Genomic DNA, 19,932 nt, shown 5'->3' with positions numbered 1-19,932 from the left:
TAGTTTTTTTATAAAAAAAAGAAGGTTAAATGATGAATATGTTTATTCAAGTTTCATTATAGCTTCAGCTAGGTCTCCACCAACTTCTTCCAGTACTTCTCTTGCTTTTTCAGCACTTACTCCTGTTTGACTTGCAACAAGTTCCACATCATCATCTGATATTTCAATGCTTGTATCTTCATTGCTGCCTTTAATTCTTTCTTCGGCATCACCGGATATTTGGTATGTCTCTTGTCCCATAGCTTTCATGATGCTTACTTCAGCATTTTTAATAACTATTTCCTTATCTTTAAGGGTAATGACAACTTGTTCAACATCGTCAAGTTCCTTCATGTTCATACCCATTTTTTTCATTTGTTTTTCCATTTGTTTTAATTGTTTAGCGTTTATCTTTCCACCAGGAAACATGGTTAATCCTCCTTAGATTTATTATGTTATATCGATAATCATAAGTTATATTTAATTTATATTATTAATCCTAAATATAAGTATATGTTAACATATATTTTTTAACAATTATTTATATTCAGGAAATCTATTAATGTCTTTTGTTAAATGCGAAGTTGAAAAAATAGAAGGTTGGAAGTTACACTATCTTCTTGACAAGTACTGACGTGTTGTTAACGTTACCTGTAGGCAACATCAATCCTTCCTGATGGAATCCACGTAGATCAACGTCCTTTACAGGTTCATACAGCATCTGTCTCATACCGGAGTATGTCCTGTATAATATTGGCGTGTCAGTATCCACAATCTCCCACAGGTTACCGAATACCTTGCTTTTTGGTATTGCAAATGCAGCAACCATGATAACGTCATAGTCAAGATGGCCCACGTATCTTTCATCACCGATAACTATTTCAATGTCGTCATCCAGTCCAAGTCTTCTGATGATGTGGCGTGATAGTTTTGCCACGCTCGGCTGAACTTCTATGCCCACACATTTGCATCCGAACATCTTGTTAAACATTATCAGTGTAACAGGCAGTGGTCCGCTTCCAATAAACACAAGTTTGGTATTTTCATCAAAGGGTACAAGTTTTGATTCATTGCTTAGAAGGCCTTCATATCTTTCATAGAAGTGGAATGTGTCAAGCACTTCCCATGCATTTTCTCCGCCTTCAATGATTTCATATGCGTTTTCCCTTTCCAGTCTTGCACCTATGTAGATATAGAAGTCCCTTATTGTTTCCAGTGAATTGATCATTCCCTCATCCGATAGGATTAGTTTTGCTGAATCATAGTCTATATTGTCATTGTGTGCGATAACTTCTATCTCATCAAGAATCGGGACAAGTTCATCCAGGCTTGTTTCATCAAAGTTTTCTTTACCTATCTTGTTTAAGTCTATGGCTATTTCTCGTATTTTTGTCCAGTAATTTTTAGAACTCATTTGCTTCACTTCTTTAATATTTTTTCAAAAAAATTGATATGTTTAATCTTTTTTTATTAATTATTCTTATGTTGGATTTAATATATATGATTATTATTTTATTTTAAAATCCATCATTAAATGATTAATTTGTATAAATGCATAATGTGGGACATTAATTAATAAATTCAATAAATAATTGCCAAAAAATGTTAAAAAAGGGGGAGGTTAGGCTCATTTATAATTATGTTCAATCGTCATCTTCTTGTTCATTGTTGTAGATGGCTATTTCACTAACCAATTCATCAATACGTTTACGTTGATTGTCCATCTTGTTGTATAACTTGAACATGGCATAATAGGATAGGATGATGGCTGCAATATATAATGCATCCAATCCTCTACCCAATCCGAACAGTGATGCAATATGGGTGGTTATGGATGGAAATAGCGATATTACAATGACCAATATCCATATGAGAATCCATGCCACAAAGGTAGCCAGGCTAAAGTTATTTTCATAATACTTTTTAATCGAAAAGGATATTGCTAAAATACTGATTATTATAATTATTATCTGATAAGTAAACACATCCAACACCTACCTTTTAAGTGTTTCATTGATAAACTCCAATACAATCTTTATACCGACAGTGGTGTTGGTACCCTTCTGGATTGTACGTTCATCATAAATGGTAGTCATGGGCACTTCCATAAATCGTAAGTTCTTCCTCTTAATCTCACCAATAATCTCCGATGAAATACCATACTGTGGACTTTTCAAATCTAACTTTCTTGCCGTTTCACTTGTAAAGGCTCTGAGGCCGGACTGTGAATCGGTAACCATCTTTCCCTGGAATATATATGTAATGTAGTTCATCACGGTATTACCGAATCTACGGCCGGTAGGCATGTCACTAAAGTCCCTGCTGGCTATTACAATATCTGCCTTGCCCTCCTGTAGGGGAGGATACATGTTATACAAGTCATCAGGGTTATGCTGGCCGTCGGCGTCAAAGGTTATCATTATATCCGCACCTCTTTTTAGGGCGGCCTTGATACCCGTTTTTATGGCACCTCCAAGGCCAACGTTTATCCTATGTCTGTAGTAAAATACCATAGGATTATATTTTCTAACAAGGTTTTTTGCTATTGCAGGAGTATTGTCCTTGGAACCATCGTCAATAATCAAAACCTTAAATCCACGTTCTACTAGGCCATCAACAACTTCTTCCAATGTATCTTCTTCGTTATAACTGGATAAAATAATGTATATATCCGATGTAATTGGTGGAATATCTTCTTTGTTCATCTTTTGACCTCAACTAGAATTTGTTTAATTTATTCAATTTTCATTTAATACTATTTATGTAAAAAGTAGATAATAATGATTATCATGAATGTCACTATTGTCGGGGATGAACAATAATGAAATGATATAGGTTAATACATTGGGTATTCCATTCAACCAATAGGATACCAGATAGATTTGTCATAAAAAACTGATTTCATGCAATAATATATTTACTGTCATTTAAATATAGTAATATGACAATCTTTTTTAGTGATAAAAAAAATGAAAAATAAACTGGAAATAATTTTGGTATTGCTGATGCTGACATTATCATTATCGGCAGTTTACAGCGTGGATGGAACAAACCTTGCAAATGTCATGTCGGATAAGCTTAAATTTACCAATGATTCAAGCCATATGAACATGACTGATGGCAAACTTGTATTGGAAAACGTGACGTTCAACATTCCCGACGGATTCAAGGAGGATAAGAAAAGCACACAATTGGATTTCTACAGTGATGATCCATCACTTGAGGGAATAAGGGGATCACGTTGCGTCTTTAATAATGGAGATGACCATATAACATATATGGTTGGGTACTCTCTGACATCCGACTCCCTGCTTAGTCAGGTGGATCTTCTTGAAGAAAGTGAGGGCATTCATAAGACAATAGCCAACAAAGACGGGATTTTTTCGGAAGAAAACGGGGAATATGCATTCCTATATAAGACAGAAAACGGTTATGTGCAGCTGTTATCCAACAAGGAGGATTTGATTAGTCATGCCATCATATAAACTCATTTTTTCATAGCTTTTTTCTATTTTTATATTTGTACTATAAATTAACCGCATTGAATGATATTCTCATAATACAAAAGTATATTTAATATAAAAAATATAAACATTATTAATAATGAAAGAGGCGTTTTATATATGGATAGAAAAATAGTAGGTATTGTAGTGGTAATACTCCTTGTTATGTTTACAATATATGCGGTACTGGCATATAATTCCACTTATAATGCGAAGATAGGAGCATCATCTGTATCCATACCCGACGGATTCACATCAGAACATAGAGACAACGGTACAGTAATATCAAATAACGAGACGGAATATACATTATACGAATTGGATAAACAAAGCACGTTGGATTCTCTCATTGAACAGTATCATTTAGCCGGGGGAAACTACACAATAGACAGTAAAACATATCCTCTAGGTACTGTGAACTTAACAAGTGTAACGGTAAAACAAAACGATAACTCAGTGGATACCTTTTATTACTACGAGAAAAATGAAAAAGTATATAAAATGGACGTAAAAGGTAAATACAATAAGACAGCCATGCAAACACTTGTAAATACAACTACAATAAATCCCGTACCATTTATATAATAGTCGAATGACTATTGTATTACTTTTTTTATAGTTAAAAAATTATCACATTTTACTAATCACATATTATAATTAGGATAATCATTATTAAATCATCAATTTATCATAGATTTCTCTTTAAAATAATAAATACTTCATTAAATATTTTAAATCATTAAACAGGGGGCTTTTAAATATTAAATAGGATAAAAAATATAAACCTTAACAATTGGATATTAATAGGAATGATTCTCGGTTTTATACTGGGGTTAATATTGAACTTCTATGTAAAGAATCCATTCATAAAAGACATAATTCTAATAAACAATGTATTCTATCTTGGAGGTAATGGGTTTATTAAGTTAATGAAAATGTTGGTTGTACCGCTGGTATTCTTTTCAATAGTAGTGGGAACAGCATCAATCTCTGATATAAGTAAGATAGGAAAAATCGGTGGAAGAACAATACTCATCTATCTGATAACAACGGCATTGGCAATCACAATATCCTTGATGATAGCCATGATAATCAAGCCTGGTGTCGGACTGAACATGATGAATATCACAGCCAATACAACCGTAACGACCAACGTCACAATGACCGATACCATATTAAACATTATCCCCGACAATCCAATAAATTCACTGGCTAATGGGGACATGTTACCCGTAATTATATTCGGAGTACTCTTTGGGTTAATACTGGCCAAATTAAAGGATGAAACGGAAACTCTTAATAAGTTATTTACAGAGTCAAATACAGTCATGATGGAAATGACAAGTATCGTAATGAAATTTGCACCTATAGGTGTTTTCTGTCTGATGGCCAGGACATCGCAGGACTGGGCTTCGATGGATTATTTCCATTGATGAAATATTTCATTTGCGTAATAGTGGGACTGATAATTCATGCATTTGTAGTATATCCTGTATTGTTGGTGATATTCACGAGACTAAATCCGATAAAGTTTTTCAGGAGATTTTTCTCAGTCATGTTTTTTGCATTTTCATCTTCAACATCCAATGCAACAATACCATTAAATATGGAAAAACTATCAGAAATGGGTGTTTCAAGGGAAATGTCCTCATTTACAATTCCATTGGGAGCTACAATCAACATGGACGGTACCGCAATCATGCAGGGATGTGCCATAATGTTCGCAGCTCAGGCATATGGTATTGATCTGGGATTATCCGCACTTCTAACCGTTATATTCACGGCTGTAATGGCATCAATCGGTACTGCAGGCGTACCTTCCGTAGGACTTATTACATTGAATATGGTGTTTAACTCGGTCGGTCTCCCAACGGATGCAATCGCTATGATAATGGGAATTGACCATATCCTTGACATGTTCAGAACTGCAGTAAATATCACTGGAGATGCTATATGCACACTCATAGTTTCATTTAAAAATAATGCATTAAATCTCGATAAGTATAACGGAAAAAGCATTTAAAAGATGTTGTGTTTAATTATTGGGGAAAGATTGCTAAAAAAGCCCTTTTAACAGGGCTTCTTTTTTCATTTTTAAAAAAAATTTATTCTATTTTTTGATTCTTGTTGTCATCCAAGTTGCTTTCCTTAATGATATAGATGGGCCTGTTTTTGGTTTCTATGTAAGTCTTTTCCAGGTACTTGCCCAGTACACCGATAGACAACAGCTGAATACCACCAAGAAGCAGTATTATACTTACAGTTGAAGTCCATCCCTCGACTGGATTTGAAAAGAGTATCTTTCTTAACACTATCACTATAATCATGATAAATGATATGATGGAAAATATCACACCCAGGAGTGTTGAAATGGATAAGGGAACGGTGGTAAAAGCAACAATGCCCTCTATCGAATAATTAAACAATGACCAGAATGACCAGCTGCTTTCTCCGGCGGTTCTTTGAATATTTTCAAATTCAAGCCACTTCGTATTAAAGCCCACCCAATTAAACAATCCCTTGGAGAAACGATTGTATTCACATAATCTGAGAATGGAATCAACCACCTGTCTTGTCATCAAACGATAATCACGTGCACCGTCAACGAGTTGAACGTCACTGATTCTGTTAATTAACCTATAGAACATCCGTGCAAAAAAAGACCTGATTATCGGTTCACCCTCACGTGTGCTTCGTCTGGTTGCAACGATATCATAATCCTCACATTCAACAATATCAAGCATGTCAACAATTAATTCCGGCGGATCCTGCAGGTCAACATCGATTACAACAACATAATCACCCGTTGACTTTTCCAAACCAGCATACAGTGCTGATTCCTTACCGAAGTTTCTGCTGAATGAGATATACCTGATTATCGGGTCACTGTCTGCTAAAGTTTTAATATTGGTTAATGTATCATCCTTTGAACCATCATTAACAAAAATAACTTCGAAGGAGTAAGAGTTTGAAAGGCTATCTATGACCTCTTTGATTCTCTCATAAAAAATATTTACCGATTCTTCCTCATTATAACATGGAACTATGATGCTGACATTTTTCATAATTTGACCTGGAACAATTATTATATATTAAAATATCTATTCTATTAAATATATTAAGATATTTTTTTATCGTATGTAAATAGTTCTCAGTAAAACCACATGTCTTATGCCGCCTTTTTTGATTAAATATTTTGCTTTGAAACGTTTTATTTTGTTATCAAAAGCTTTTCTTGTTATATATACTATTTTTATCAAACTAACAAGTGTAGTAATATTTTAAACATGATTAATAATTATGGTGAATCAACATCTGATGAGAGTGTTGGGCAAATTGGTCATAATACAATTTCATAATTGAAATCCCTTTTTTTTATTTTTTTTACAGTATGTGTCTTTTTTTACATCCTCCTTAAGATAACTGGATTTTTTAGTCATTTCTTCCTTCAAGTTCATTTTCAACAAATAACTTTCAAATGTTATTATTTAATTATAAATAATTGTAATGATAAAACATTACTTATATAATAAAAGCTTTTAAATCATTTTATTATCATATTATAGGTTATTTTATTGTTATTTCAAAATATAATTGCCAAATAACTAATAATTAATGATTTATTGGGATTTTGTTATGTAAATAAAGAATATCGTGATATTATGAAAAACAAGAAGTTAAAGCTAATATTATTGTTCGCACTTATAATGTTATCAGTGACATTTGTTGCTGCTGATAACATATCAGATAATCCAATCACTCCTGATTCACAATCGGATGATAGGGTCATAACAACATCACATGACGTGGATGTTCAGGACAATAAAATTGCTAATAATAAAATACAAACCGATACTAAGAATACTAAGAATATGGAAGGTCCTTTGCAAACATATACAACAACCGCATCAAGTTATGATGATTTAGTTAATAAAGTCAATAATGCTAAATCATCCGATTATGATGAGTATACCATTAACTTAAAAAAAGGAAGTTACGATACAACCCAAACCATGACATGGAATCAAACAGGCAGGGCATATAAATTAACAATCAATGCCAACGGATCAACATTTAATGGAAAAAACACATATCAATTCATGAAAGTTGGTGAAGGATATACATTCATATTAAAAAACGCAATATTAACTAACTTCAGCACTGATGAAGGAGGAGCTGTGATATTTGGTGATGATTACTCATCAATCACGGTAACAAATAGTACATTCAAAAATAACATAGCACAAAATAATGGTGGAGCAATTTATGTACATGGTCAGTTGAATGTAACTGATTCAACATTTACAAACAACACTGCTTCATATTATGGGGGAGCTATCCACAGCTACTACGCGGATATAAAAATAAGCAATTCCACGTTTATCTCTAATACTTTAATCGATGATGGTGGTGGTGGAGGTGCTATAGGAAACTATGGTGGAAATATCACTGTTAATAATTGTACCTTTAAAAACAATGGATATTTCGATACAAACGGTGGGGCCATTGTAAATGAAGAGGGCTATATAAAAGTAACAAAAAGTAACTTCATCAACAATACGGGATATAATGGCGGAGCAATATCATTATATTGTGGAGATGCTGATGTAACAAACTCATCATTTACCAATAACAGTGCTCAAGCCGATGGTGGGGCAATATGCAATTATTATGGTGACTTGAACGTTACCGGAAATACCTTTATCAAAAATACCGCAACATATGGTGGTGCCATAGAAAACGTCGGTCTTGTATTTTCAGAATCAGATCCATCAATTTATCTGGGAAATACTAAAATAAACAACAATACATTCAAAAACAACACGGCCGATTATGGTGGTGCAATATCAAGTTATGTAACCCTTGAAGAGGATTATGATGATGTTGAAACAAATAACAACGGACTTGTCATAACAAATAACCTCCTAACAGGCAATCATGCCGATATCGATGGGGGAGCAGTACTTGTAGAAATAGGAAATAAAACCACAATCTCAAATAATATATTTGACTATAACTCTGCAGATAATAATGGTGGAGCAATAGGTTATTATGGGGATGAGGATTATGATTCATCAAAAATCACAATAACCAAAAATACATTCACAAATAACAATGCTACAAATGCAGGGGCAATATATAACCAGGCAAATAAAGTAAACATCACTAATAACACATTGATAAACAATCCATCAAAAGATAATAATATGATTGTGGATGAAGGTGAAGATACAAACATTGCCGATAATCAATATACCAAGTTATATACCCAACTGACACTCAAAGCATCTAACGCTACACCTGAATTGGGAAAAAACGTGACATTTACGGCTACATTAACAGATTCAAACAATAACAAACTATCAAACCAGGACATAACATTTGCCATTGACGGTAAAGCATATACGGTTAAAACCAATGCTAATGGTCAAGCAACCCGAACATACACTACAAATGCAATTAAAACATTGACAATATCCGCTAAATTTAACGGTACTGCCGCCTATAACTCTAGCACTAATTCAACCAAGATAACAGTCAAAGGAAAATACGCTACCAAATTGACATTATCGGTATCAAACACCACACCTATAGTAAACACTACCATAACCATAAGTGCTATATTAACAGATGAAAACAATAAAAAACTGGCAAATCAAAATGTCCAGCTCATAACCGATAGTAAAAATTACACCCTAAAAACCAATGCTAACGGAACCATCACACAATCACATAAAGTAACAAATATAGGTACAGTAACAATAACGGCCAAATACAATGGCAATACAACATATAATGCCAGCAGTTTGTCTGTTAAAATTGCTGTACGCAGCAAGTCCGGTGCAAACTCAAAGGTAGCTACTAAAGTAACTCTCAAAGTATCAAACACCACTCCAATAATAACAAACAATGTGACAATAAATGCAACACTTAGTGATGTGAACAATTATAAACTGGCAAATGAGAACATTACCCTCACAATAGACGGTAAAAGTTACACGCTCAAAACAAATGCCAATGGACTGGTCACACAAAACTATGCTCCAACCAAAACAGCTACAATAAATATAACAGCCAAATACAAGGGAAATACGGTCTATAACATGAGTAATGCAACAGTAAAAATAACCTCAAAGCCAAAAGTAAACACTAAATTAACGCTCAACATATCAAACAAATCACCTTATGCATATAATGCCATAACACTAACAGCAGCACTGACAGATACATCCAATAATAAACTAAACAATCAAAACATCATCTTCAATATCAACGGTACAAAATCCACAGTCAAGACAAACGCCAATGGAATTGCAACAAAAACATACACTCCATCAACCAAGGGAAATCAGACAATAACAATTCAATATTCCGGAAACAACATATACAATGCAAGCACAAACACCACAAAGATAACTGTAAAAGAAGCACCAAAACCTATACAAGGTTACATTTACGTATCAAGCAACGCCAAAGGTAATGGAAAAACAATAAACACTCCAACAAACTTAACATATGCCTTAAGCATAGTAAAAGATAATGAAATATTATACCTTGTAACTAAAAATAACAGCGACACATATAATGATGAATACATCATAAATAACCAGACTGTAAAAAGTGGAACGAATAAATTTACAATTATGGGTCAGGAAAATAAGACAATAACATTCAAAGATAAAATTACCATAGAAAATAAGAACATAACATTTAAAAATATTAACTTCATGGGAGATGCAGGTGAATGCAGTATAGAAAACCTTGACGGAGCATTAAAAGTGGATAACTGTACATTTAAACATGATATCATCAAATCATTTGCCGGTCTTCCACTGAGTTCAGCAGATCAAATGAGAACTGCTTTCAATATTATAATAGCTGATGTAGCCCATTATAATGCTGCAATATACAATACAGGAAACAATACCATAATAACAAACAGTAACTTCACACGTAATTATCAGGTAACACCAGTTCTACCTTCACAATTTTCAAGTATAAACTATGCCTTAGAATTCCATGGAGGAGCCATATACAATAACGGAACAAATGTATCAATAACAAATAACCTATTTGACAGCAACAAAGTCCAAGGATCATCCATATTCCAGCCAAGCAATTACTGGTGGGAAAGAAATGAACTCTATGGAGGAGCAATATATGATGCCGGTCAAAAAACACTCATCAAAAACAATACCTTTGTCAATAACACAAGTCCTTATGGTGGAGCAATAAAAACATATGCAAACAATGCAACGATAACCCAGAATATCTTCATAGACAACTACGCTTCTAATGCCGGATCAGCAGTAGATGATGACGGTCAACAAAACAAAATCACCAAAAACATATTCATAAACAGTACCGATAGAAGTGACACACAATTAAGCATAACAGAAAACACGACCGCAACAGGTAATGTGATATACTATGATACCGATTACAGTAACATGGTTCCAAGTACACAGATGGATAACTTCAAGAAAAACAACACATTCATCAGTCAAAAAGTACTACAAAGCAGCATAACAATAAAAACAAATAATACCAAGCCAAGAGTAAATGATAACGTAAAAATAACAATAACCTTAAAGGATGGAAACGGCAAGGCACTTAAAAATCAGGACATAACAGTAAACATCAACGGTAAAACAAGTACACTAAAAACAAACAACAGTGGAATAGCCATAACAAACTATACCATAAACAAAAATGACAAGTCAATAAATATAACTGCAAATTACCTTGGAAATATGACCCAACAGGCTTCAAGAAGCAACCTGACAGTAAACAGAACATACAAGGCGGATATGGAACTCTTAACGGGATCATTTGATACAAAACCGGGGGATACTGTAAAACTTATCGCTCACATCAAGGACAATGGAGTGGATATTGATGGAGGTCAGCTAGTATTCAAATTAAATGGCGTATCACTTAAAGACGCTAATGGCAATGCAGTGGTGGTAAATATCAAGAAAGGACTTGCAATACTGGAATATAAGATTCCCGATACATTGGGTGCTCGTACACATAACTTAACGGCGGTATATGCATCTAATAGCTATGGAAGGGTGGAACTAACAACTCCAATGACAATATCCAAATACATCACACACATCGATGTAAACCCATTATACACGACAACAAATACAATACAAGTTAAAGCCCAGATAGTAGATCAAAACAATCATGCACTAAACAAACAAACAACGATTAGTATAAAACTAAACGGTAAAAGCTACACATTAAACACAACAACCGGAACAATAAACTACAAAATCACACAAACACTTGGAAACGGTTATTACAATATGACCATCATCTCCGGTGAAAACGGTAAATATATGGGTGCAACTGTTAAAACGGTACTTATCAAGTCATCTGCTATGATTACTACCAATTACATCAACAATACATTAAATACAAAGTCAACATCCAAGAGTGGTGATACAAAAAGTAATAATATCATGAGTATACTTACGGGTGCAAGTACCGTTAAGCCTGGTGATAGGCTTAAGTTAATAGCACACCTATCGGAGGATGGTGCGGATATCAATGGCGGTCAGCTTGTATTCAAATTAAATGGCGTTTCACTCAAAGACGCTAAGGGTAATGCAGTTGTTGTTAATATAACCAAAGGTCTTGGTATACTTGACTATAAGATACCTGATTCCTTAGGCGCAAGAACACACAACCTGACTGCAGTATACTCTTCCAAAAAGTATGGAAGGGTAGAACTTACAGCACAGCTTACGATGAACCGCTTAAACACACACATTGAAGCAGAACCTATGTTTACAAGTAGTGCTACCAGTTATATTAAGGCAAAAATTCTTGATGATAACAATCAGCTACTCAATAAGGAAACTTCCGTTGTTATAAAGGTTGACGGTAAGAGTTATTCTTTCAACACTACAACTGGAACCATTAATTATAAGGTTAATGCAACGTTGTCCAAAGGATTGCATCAGGTGACTATCATAGCCGGAGAAAACGGTAAGTATGTTTCAAGCCGTGCAAATACTGTTTTAATTAAAACATAATCCTCCATTCTTCTTTTTTTTTTATTGATGGTGCCTTTTTTAATTATTTTGCTCATAATCTATATTTAATTATTTAATCCATAATATGTTCATTTTCTACTGTCATGACAACTCAATCAAGTGCTTTTTTTGTAGTATTATTGTATTTTCATTAAATTTAAATTAATATTGCCTATTTTATTCTAACCAATATTATTTATTTCCATTTGTTAAACTTAAATGTCTGGATAAACCAAATTCTTTACTTGATTTATATTCTAATTAAAATAAAGTATAATTATATAATAAATTTTTAAATAGGCACATGACGGTTGGTTGTTATTTACTTAACTATCCATTATTCTAAGTGGCATACTAATCATAAAATGGGTCATTGCTTGTTTTTGGATTTATTATAAATAAAGTTTGGAGTTTATAATTATGGATCAGAAGAAATTAATTCTCGGAATCGTTGGAATAATAGTTGTACTGGCACTTGCATTGGTGGCATTTATGGTATTATTCCCTGATGAAGAAACAGTATACAATGAAAAGATGGCACAAGTGTCAATAGATATGGAAACAATTGAAAATCAAACGAAAGCATTAAATATTAATGAAAGTGCTGAACCAACAGTTGAACAATGTGATCAAATGATTTCCTTAGCAGATAATATGTCTGAAGTAATTAAAAATGATACGGAAATATTGGTTGATTTAAATAATTCTGTTAAAAATCAAACACGTAAAGAATATATAGGAGCAATTCTTGAGTACTTTAACCAAACCCAGTCTGGAATTGATGATTATAAAGAAGTATTCAATGCATTTAAAGATTATAAATCCGGTAAAATCGGTCAATCTGAAGCATTTAATAAAATAACTCAAATAGCACCAAAATTTGAGAAAAAAGATAAGGATATGAATCAAACCGTAAATAAAATCACTAAAATGGAAAATGATTATCCGTTCCTGTTAAGTTATACCAATGGTACGTCATTAGGTCAAGTATATGCTAATGACACAACCAACAATACAACAACAGCATAAGTGGGATTATAATGAATAAGAAATCAATACTGGTTATTATTGCACTTTTGGCAGTTATCGGTATTGTGGTGTTGCTGTTGGGAAATAGCCATAGTGAAAATAGCGGTAATTTAACGCCCGATGATTCAACGTTAACATTCAAGTACAATAATGATTATTCATCCAGTTTTTTCATGGATTATGGTAAGGGTGGATCTGACTCTGCCTATTATGATAATAAGACATTGAACGGTAGTTTAACACTTGACTTGGACAGGATTTCGTGGGATGCTAACTACACGCCGACAAATCAATCAGCAAAAAGTGATGCGGATTATGCTAAAGAACATTTTGTTGAGGATATAACCAAAGACTTCAATACCTTGAAAAAAGAAGTTAACATCACATATTATGATGAAAATAAATCTGTAGTGGATGTAGTGGATTATAGTGTTGAACAGGATCCTATTGCTAACAATATGTCATTGGACTCAAATAAATTAAAGGTTGATTTGTCTAAAGACTATCAGAAGGATTATGTAACAGAGATTACGGATGGCAGTACTGTGAAAACTCCTATAATTGCAGGAAACGCTACCAAAACCAATACGATAAAAAGTGCAAAAGTAGTAATCAAATTATCTAATGATAAGTATTGTTATATTCTAAATGTGGATGTGCCTGGTGACAAATTAAAGGTAGAACATCAATAAAAATAATTTATGGGGACAACCATCCCCATTTTCCTCAACTTCTTTTTTTTGGACGAAGATTTGAAAAATAATAACTAAAACTCAAAGTCCGGTGATATTTCAATTATCCTTTCACTTTTACATAATCAGTGCTTCGTGTTACGATTAGATAATTATCCATACAACCACCATTACATTTTTTAACATCATGGGATACGCTCTTATTTTCTTTTTCTGATGGCTTGCAGCCTTTTTTTCTCCAAGTTTTTATAGCTATCTGATTTGTATCTGTTCTTTTGTCTTTCGGTACTTCCCAATGGCATAATGGTTACAAGGTCTATTCTATTGTCAGCACATGCAAATACCACTTTAATCTCCTTGTAATCCTTGTTGTCCGGTGCCTTGAAGAATACCTCATATTTTCCATTACCGTTTACTTCATATCGTAGGGGTTCTTCATTAAACACGGTATCCACTATGAAACTTCTTGATATTCTATTCTGATTCAGTCTTTTGATGAAGTGGGTATTGTCGAAGCACCATTCAATGTCATGGGTATCTCCTATTAGAAATCTGTCAAACACGTCCATTATAACACTCCATTAATAATCTTTTTGTAAATCTTTTTTAGGTAATGCTTGTTAGTCATTAATCTTTTTAAGCACGTCCACCATTCTTCTTGCCAGATTTTGACAGGTAATATCTGCAGTGTCATCATCCGACGTATCCCCTACTCCCGTAGCACCGTAGTGTGCCGTTGGCCTATCATCACCCACAACAATACCTCCCTGAATCAGGAAGAAGTCATGAATTGATGCGATGGTACTTTCTTGTCCGCCGTTACGAAATCCTCCGGTACTGACGGCACCACATACCTTGTATTTGAATGCATGAACATTACGTAATGGTCTTAACCTGTCAATAAACGTCTTTGCAAGGCCTGTCATGTCACCGAAGTATACTGGACTTGACATTATCACTCCATCGGCATCCCTGACTTTGTCTGTCAGCATCTGCATGTCATCATCTATCACGCACTTGTTTGTAGCTTTACATGAATCACAGCCTACACAGAAACTTATATTCTTATCATGAAGCGTTACAAGTTCCACCTCAATATCCTCCTGTGAAATATACTCCAAACATTTTCTAACCATATACTCAGTATTTCCATCTTTTCTAGGGCTTCCTACAATACCAACTACTTTTAACATAAAAAACACCTTATTTTCCCTTATTTAAACTTGCATAGTAATCATTTTTTTAGCAGATATCTATTGGACATCCAATAACTTCTATTTCATATCCACTTCTAATTTCTTATATATCCTCAATCAGATAAATATTTAACAATAATGATAATTAGATATTTAATTATAATCATTTAAAATATTAAAAAGCGGATAAATATATCAGACAGTAAATATTTTTTTTTAGAAAATATGTCAAAAGCAGATTAAGGATGTTAAAAAATATGAAGATATGTATGGTTGCAGAGTTCTGTGTACCCTACTATAATGGTGGAGGAGAACACAGATACTATGATATGGCTAAGAGACTGGTGGAATTGGGTCACGAGGTGGACCTGCTCACAATGAAGATAGCCGGAGACTTGGAATATGAACAGATGGATGGAATAAACATATATCACATCGGACCAAAAATTGAGAATATCCCATTCAGAAGCGGTGGAGCGTTTATAAAATACTTCTTTGCCGTATCAAGGTGGTTATTGACACACAAATATGACCTGATAGATGCACAGGCATATTCACCACTATTGTCCTCATCATTGATGGCAAAAATCAAGAGAACACCAATAATAGGGGTGGTATATGATACAAGTACAACAAATAATGATCAATGGCTGCAATCCAAGAATACTGCCAGTTTGATGGAAAAAGTACTTCTTAAACTGCCATATAATAAGATATTAACAATAAGTCCCGCAACACAGAAATCACTGATTGAGGACTTCAACGTAAGTGAAGATAACATCGAACTTTTGTACTGTGGTGTTGACATTAAAAAGTTTGACAAGGTACATGTGGACTCATATGATGACAATCGGATAATCTTCGTTGCAAGACTGGCCACACATAAGCACGCGGATGACCTTATAGAAGTAGTCAAACAAATAAAAGAAACAAACCCCCAGGTCAACTGCACTATAGTGGGACGTGGAAAGGAAAAGGAAAACCTTGTGAAGATGGTTGACGATTACCACCTTAACGACTCCATAACATTCAAGCAGGACTTGACGGATGAGGAATTGATACGTGAAATCAAAGAATCTGCAATGCTGGTACTTCCATCCACACGTGAAGGATTTGGCCTTGTACTGGCGGAGGCAAACTGCTGCAATAAACCGGTAATTGCATATGCATCAGGCGGAACCGTAAATGTAATAGATGATGGATATAGTGGATATCTTGTAAAGCCAAGGGATAAGGAGGCATTAAAGGAAAAAATTGAACTGTTGTTGAATGATAAACAGCTTCAAAAACAGATAGGATTCAATGGCAGAACCCGTGTTGAAGAATACTTTGACTGGGATAAAATAGTGGATGAATATGTCGACTTGGCACAGTCCATGATAAAAAAATAACAGATTATAATTATCATTTGAAACATATATAGTAACATAGTAAATCATAATATAACAATAGATTCAAGAACACACTCTCTGGAGGAAATAATTAACATGTCACTAAAAAACAAAAACATACTAATAACAGGAATCAGTGGATTTGTAGGAGCTTATCTCGCAGAAAAATTAATAAATGAAGGTTCAAACGTATATGGACTAGTACGTAGAAGATCAGACGGTTCAATACCAAAAAATATTAAAAACCATGACTTAAACGGTAAATTCACACCATTAACAGGGGACTTAACAGACTATACTGCTGTCAGCAAGGCATTAAAGGAATCCGAACCTGACTACATATTCCACCTTGCAGCACAGTCATTCGTACCACAATCATTTGACAACCCAACAGATACCGAGGATAACAACTCAAAAGGTACAAACAACCTACTTGAAGCAATGAGACTAGCCGATACAGATGCCCGTATGGTATTTGCAGGTTCAAGTGAAGAATACGGATTGGTATTTTCATCAAAACAACAATATGATTCAATCATAAAACAATACGGTTCAATATTTCCGGATATAGTAGATGGAAAAATAGATGAACTGCCTATATCAGAGACAAACCCACTCAGGCCAATGAGTCCATATGCTGTAAGTAAGGTATACGGAGACTACCTCTCACGTAACTACTATCACTCCTATGATGTGGATACTGTAGTCAGCCGTGCATTCAACCATGAAGGAGCCGGACGTGGAAACATGTTCGTAACAAGCGTGGTAACAAATCAGGTAATGCAGCTTAAGATGGGATTAACCGATAAAATAGTAATAGGTAATGTGAACGCTTTCCGTGACTGGACACACGTAAACGATATAGTGGAAGGATACATTGCACTGGCACAGAAGGCAAAAAGCGGAAACGTATACAATCAGGGATCAATGAGAACAAACTCAATTATCACATACATCCTCCTAAGCTTGAATCAGGCAGGCTATAACGTCGAATCAATCGAGACATTCAATGGTGACAAACAGGTTAACAATCCGACTGAAATCAACACGGACAAATACTATGGAGTATCATTTGAGAAAACCAAGGTAGACTCAATGCTGCTGGATAACAAACTCGAATACACAATCAAGGATAAGGGAATAAACGTAAAAACCGATAAAGGAGTAGTTAAGGTAGAGTTTAACCCTGCAAGATTCAGGCCTGCAGAGGTGCCAATACTATTTTCAAACACCGAGAAAATCCAGAAACTGGGAGTAGAGGTTAAACATACAGTTAGTGACATTATAGATGACCAATTGGATTACTACTCAAATGTTGAAAATCAGTAGGTGACTGGATATGGGAAAGTTCAAATTTAATGAAACATCCATCGAGGGAGTGTACGTTATAGAACCAACGGTATTCGGTGATGAACGAGGATACTTCATGGAAACATACCAAAAGGAAGAATTTGCCGAAGCAGGCATAGATGAGGAATTTGTACAGGACAATCAGTCCAAATCCAAGAGGGGAGTTCTCCGTGGACTTCACTTCCAGTACACACAGCCACAGGGAAAACTTGTACGTGTAATCAGGGGAGAAGTCTTTGACGTGGCCGTGGATTTACGTAAAGACTCACCCACATATGCCAAATGGGAGGGTGTAATACTCTCCGAGGATAACAAGAAACAGTTCTACATACCACCCGGATTTGCACATGGATTTGTGGTCTTATCAGATACTGCGGAGTTTACATATAAATGTACCGATTACTACAAGGCAGATGATGAAGGCGGAATCAAATGGGATGATGAGGAAATTGCCATCAACTGGCCAATCGATGATTTGGATGAAATCATCCTATCCGATAAGGACAAGAAGTGGTTACCGCTCAGTGAAACTGAAACCGACTTCTAAATTTCTTTTAATTTTTTTTTCAATCATTTTATTTTCAAAAAGTTTTTAAAAAAGTAATATAGGTTAATAATAAGACTAGTTTTATCCATACATTTTCTTGTCATGATACTGCAGGTATTCTCATCAATTCCATCATATCATTTTTTCATGAAATTTTTAGTTATCATTAAATATTTTCCCGTCCAATAATTAAATCAGATAAATATACCGGTAGTGTGATATATGATAATAAATGTTGGCGGAAGAACAGATATAGTAAACTATTATACTCCATGGCTACTCAACAGACTTCGTGAGGGATATGCATATTCAAGAAATCCATTTGCAAGAGAGAATGTATACAAGTTAAGTTTAAAGCCTGAAGATGTGGATTGTCTTCTCTTCTGCTCTAAAAACTACCAGCCAATATTGAAACATATAGGCAAGATAGATGAAAAATACAATATACTCTGCAATTATACGATTACTGCATATGGAAATGATATAGAACCTAAAGTTCCAACAATAGACCGGTCAATCAAAACATTGGAAAGCTTATCAGGTATTGTTGGCAGGAATAAAATTCTTTGGAGATACGATCCTATACTTCTAACTGAAAAATACACGGTTGAAAAACACTTGGAAACATTTGAACATATGGCCGAAAGGATTTCACCATTGGTTTACAGATGCATCTTCAGCTTTGTTGACATGTATAAGAAAGTTGAACAGAACATGCCAGAAATAATCCCGCTTACTCAAGAAGATAAAGTGAGGCTATTGAAGGGGATTGGAGAGATATCCGAGAAGTATAATCTTTACACTCAAACATGTGCAACAAATGAGAGTTATGAGAAATATGGTATTCATCCGGCAGGTTGCACCACCCGTGAAATATTGGAACAGGCACATGGAGTAGTCTATAAAGATGTTAAAGCCAGTGGAATTAGGAAAAACTGTCACTGTATTCCATCAAGGGATATAGGGGCATATAACTCCTGTTTAAACGAGTGCAAATACTGCTATGCAAATCGAAAACCCGATATTCCTAAAAATGTTATTAAATTGCATGATGAGAAATCACCATTACTTCTTGGACATCTTAAAGAAAATGACAATCTAATTGATACGGAAGTAATAAGATATATTGAACCAAAGCAAACAACATTATTTGATTTTTAGATACATCTCCTTATTTAACCTGAAAACAACAACTGAT

The 19,932-nt window shown here is 34.4% G+C and carries 16 protein-coding genes and 1 pseudogene; 10 read left to right on the top strand and 7 right to left on the bottom strand.

Annotated features, from left to right (window positions below):
• Window positions 1-42: 42 nt before the first annotated feature.
• From AW729_RS04135 to AW729_RS04120, 4 genes are all read right to left on the bottom strand, one after another.
• On the bottom strand, window positions 43-408 hold the full coding sequence (locus AW729_RS04135; protein WP_112123916.1) for a nascent polypeptide-associated complex protein: 366 nt from the start codon (window positions 406-408) through the stop codon (window positions 43-45).
• Between the two features lie 178 nt (window positions 409-586).
• Complete coding sequence (locus tag AW729_RS04130; RefSeq protein WP_112123915.1) at window positions 587-1,393, bottom strand: nicotianamine synthase family protein; 807 nt, start codon at window positions 1,391-1,393, stop codon at window positions 587-589.
• Window positions 1,394-1,622: 229 nt separating this feature from the next.
• Window positions 1,623-1,964 carry a DUF2304 domain-containing protein gene (locus tag AW729_RS04125; RefSeq protein WP_162685788.1) on the bottom strand — a complete coding sequence of 114 codons (342 nt, stop codon included), beginning with the start codon at window positions 1,962-1,964 and terminating at the stop codon, window positions 1,623-1,625.
• A gap of 9 nt (window positions 1,965-1,973) precedes the next feature.
• Complete coding sequence (locus tag AW729_RS04120; RefSeq protein ID WP_112123913.1) at window positions 1,974-2,684, bottom strand: glycosyltransferase family 2 protein; 711 nt, start codon at window positions 2,682-2,684, stop codon at window positions 1,974-1,976.
• 264 nt (window positions 2,685-2,948) lie between these two features.
• On the opposite strand from AW729_RS04120, the gene AW729_RS04115 reads away from it, so the two are divergent.
• The 3 genes and pseudogenes from AW729_RS04115 to AW729_RS04105 all read left to right on the top strand — a co-directional run bounded on the left by AW729_RS04115 (window position 2,949) and on the right by AW729_RS04105 (window position 5,505).
• Window positions 2,949-3,464 (top strand): hypothetical protein, encoded by a 516-nt coding sequence (locus AW729_RS04115; protein WP_112123912.1) that lies wholly within the window; start codon window positions 2,949-2,951, stop codon window positions 3,462-3,464.
• Between the two features lie 138 nt (window positions 3,465-3,602).
• Window positions 3,603-4,067, top strand: coding sequence for a hypothetical protein (locus AW729_RS04110; protein WP_112123911.1), 465 nt, complete (start codon window positions 3,603-3,605; stop codon window positions 4,065-4,067).
• A 224-nt stretch (window positions 4,068-4,291) separates the two neighbouring features.
• Window positions 4,292-5,505: pseudogene (locus AW729_RS04105) on the top strand (dicarboxylate/amino acid:cation symporter).
• Window positions 5,506-5,587: 82 nt separating this feature from the next.
• Here AW729_RS04105 and AW729_RS04100 read toward each other — a convergent pair.
• Window positions 5,588-6,547, bottom strand: coding sequence for a glycosyltransferase family 2 protein (locus AW729_RS04100; protein ID WP_112123910.1), 960 nt, complete (start codon window positions 6,545-6,547; stop codon window positions 5,588-5,590).
• A gap of 597 nt (window positions 6,548-7,144) precedes the next feature.
• On the opposite strand from AW729_RS04100, the gene AW729_RS04095 reads away from it, so the two are divergent.
• The 3 genes from AW729_RS04095 to AW729_RS04085 all read left to right on the top strand — a co-directional run bounded on the left by AW729_RS04095 (window position 7,145) and on the right by AW729_RS04085 (window position 14,250).
• The gene (locus AW729_RS04095; protein WP_112123909.1) at window positions 7,145-12,529 is read left to right on the top strand and encodes an Ig-like domain-containing protein; all 5,385 of its coding nucleotides are present in this window, start codon (window positions 7,145-7,147) and stop codon (window positions 12,527-12,529) included.
• A gap of 420 nt (window positions 12,530-12,949) precedes the next feature.
• Window positions 12,950-13,558, top strand: a complete 609-nt coding sequence (locus AW729_RS04090) for a hypothetical protein (RefSeq protein WP_112123908.1) — start codon at window positions 12,950-12,952, stop codon at window positions 13,556-13,558.
• An 11-nt stretch (window positions 13,559-13,569) separates the two neighbouring features.
• Window positions 13,570-14,250 carry a hypothetical protein gene (locus tag AW729_RS04085; protein ID WP_112123907.1) on the top strand — a complete coding sequence of 227 codons (681 nt, stop codon included), beginning with the start codon at window positions 13,570-13,572 and terminating at the stop codon, window positions 14,248-14,250.
• 200 nt (window positions 14,251-14,450) lie between these two features.
• Here the strand turns inward: AW729_RS04085 and AW729_RS04080 are convergent, their stop codons facing one another.
• Window positions 14,451-14,819 (bottom strand): DUF4258 domain-containing protein, encoded by a 369-nt coding sequence (locus AW729_RS04080; protein WP_112123906.1) that lies wholly within the window; start codon window positions 14,817-14,819, stop codon window positions 14,451-14,453.
• Window positions 14,820-14,870: 51 nt separating this feature from the next.
• Window positions 14,871-15,443 (bottom strand): flavodoxin family protein, encoded by a 573-nt coding sequence (locus AW729_RS04075; RefSeq protein WP_112123905.1) that lies wholly within the window; start codon window positions 15,441-15,443, stop codon window positions 14,871-14,873.
• A 260-nt stretch (window positions 15,444-15,703) separates the two neighbouring features.
• Between AW729_RS04075 and AW729_RS04070 the strand changes: the two genes are divergently transcribed.
• The 4 genes from AW729_RS04070 (at window position 15,704) to AW729_RS04055 (ending at window position 19,895) form a co-directional block, all read left to right on the top strand.
• Window positions 15,704-16,837 carry a glycosyltransferase family 4 protein gene (locus AW729_RS04070; RefSeq protein ID WP_162685787.1) on the top strand — a complete coding sequence of 378 codons (1,134 nt, stop codon included), beginning with the start codon at window positions 15,704-15,706 and terminating at the stop codon, window positions 16,835-16,837.
• Window positions 16,838-16,933: 96 nt separating this feature from the next.
• Window positions 16,934-18,166 (top strand): GDP-mannose 4,6-dehydratase, encoded by a 1,233-nt coding sequence (locus tag AW729_RS04065; protein ID WP_112123903.1) that lies wholly within the window; start codon window positions 16,934-16,936, stop codon window positions 18,164-18,166.
• Between the two features lie 10 nt (window positions 18,167-18,176).
• A complete protein-coding gene (gene rfbC / locus AW729_RS04060; protein ID WP_112123902.1) occupies window positions 18,177-18,734 on the top strand; it encodes a dTDP-4-dehydrorhamnose 3,5-epimerase in 558 nt (185 codons plus the stop codon).
• Window positions 18,735-18,956: 222 nt separating this feature from the next.
• Window positions 18,957-19,895: a DUF1848 domain-containing protein gene (locus AW729_RS04055; RefSeq protein ID WP_112123901.1), complete on the top strand. Its 939-nt coding sequence runs from the start codon at window positions 18,957-18,959 to the stop codon at window positions 19,893-19,895.
• The last annotated feature ends 37 nt before the right edge of the window (window positions 19,896-19,932 follow it).

The organism is Methanosphaera sp. BMS (assembly GCF_003268005.1).
Classification (GTDB): Archaea; Methanobacteriota; Methanobacteria; order Methanobacteriales; family Methanobacteriaceae; genus Methanosphaera.
Note: the sequence above shows the minus strand (reverse complement) of the source record. Positions and strands in the feature narration are given on the sequence as shown.

What these genes read in the sequence shown, in the direction of transcription:
- AW729_RS04115 (WP_112123912.1), top strand. Translation starts at nt 2,949, where the DNA reads ATGAAAAATAAACTGGAAATAATTTTGGTATTGCTGATGCTGACATTA.
- AW729_RS04130 (WP_112123915.1), bottom strand. Translation starts at nt 1,393, where the DNA reads ATGAGTTCTAAAAATTACTGGACAAAAATACGAGAAATAGCCATAGAC.
- AW729_RS04110 (WP_112123911.1), top strand. Translation starts at nt 3,603, where the DNA reads ATGGATAGAAAAATAGTAGGTATTGTAGTGGTAATACTCCTTGTTATG.
- AW729_RS04100 (WP_112123910.1), bottom strand. Translation starts at nt 6,547, where the DNA reads ATGAAAAATGTCAGCATCATAGTTCCATGTTATAATGAGGAAGAATCG.
- AW729_RS04065 (WP_112123903.1), top strand. Translation starts at nt 16,934, where the DNA reads ATGTCACTAAAAAACAAAAACATACTAATAACAGGAATCAGTGGATTT.
- AW729_RS04135 (WP_112123916.1), bottom strand. Translation starts at nt 408, where the DNA reads ATGTTTCCTGGTGGAAAGATAAACGCTAAACAATTAAAACAAATGGAA.
- AW729_RS04055 (WP_112123901.1), top strand. Translation starts at nt 18,957, where the DNA reads ATGATAATAAATGTTGGCGGAAGAACAGATATAGTAAACTATTATACT.
- AW729_RS04085 (WP_112123907.1), top strand. Translation starts at nt 13,570, where the DNA reads ATGAATAAGAAATCAATACTGGTTATTATTGCACTTTTGGCAGTTATC.
- AW729_RS04120 (WP_112123913.1), bottom strand. Translation starts at nt 2,684, where the DNA reads ATGAACAAAGAAGATATTCCACCAATTACATCGGATATATACATTATT.
- AW729_RS04095 (WP_112123909.1), top strand. Translation starts at nt 7,145, where the DNA reads ATGAAAAACAAGAAGTTAAAGCTAATATTATTGTTCGCACTTATAATG.
- AW729_RS04075 (WP_112123905.1), bottom strand. Translation starts at nt 15,443, where the DNA reads ATGTTAAAAGTAGTTGGTATTGTAGGAAGCCCTAGAAAAGATGGAAAT.
- AW729_RS04090 (WP_112123908.1), top strand. Translation starts at nt 12,950, where the DNA reads ATGGATCAGAAGAAATTAATTCTCGGAATCGTTGGAATAATAGTTGTA.
- rfbC (WP_112123902.1), top strand. Translation starts at nt 18,177, where the DNA reads ATGGGAAAGTTCAAATTTAATGAAACATCCATCGAGGGAGTGTACGTT.
- AW729_RS04080 (WP_112123906.1), bottom strand. Translation starts at nt 14,819, where the DNA reads ATGGACGTGTTTGACAGATTTCTAATAGGAGATACCCATGACATTGAA.
- AW729_RS04070 (WP_162685787.1), top strand. Translation starts at nt 15,704, where the DNA reads ATGAAGATATGTATGGTTGCAGAGTTCTGTGTACCCTACTATAATGGT.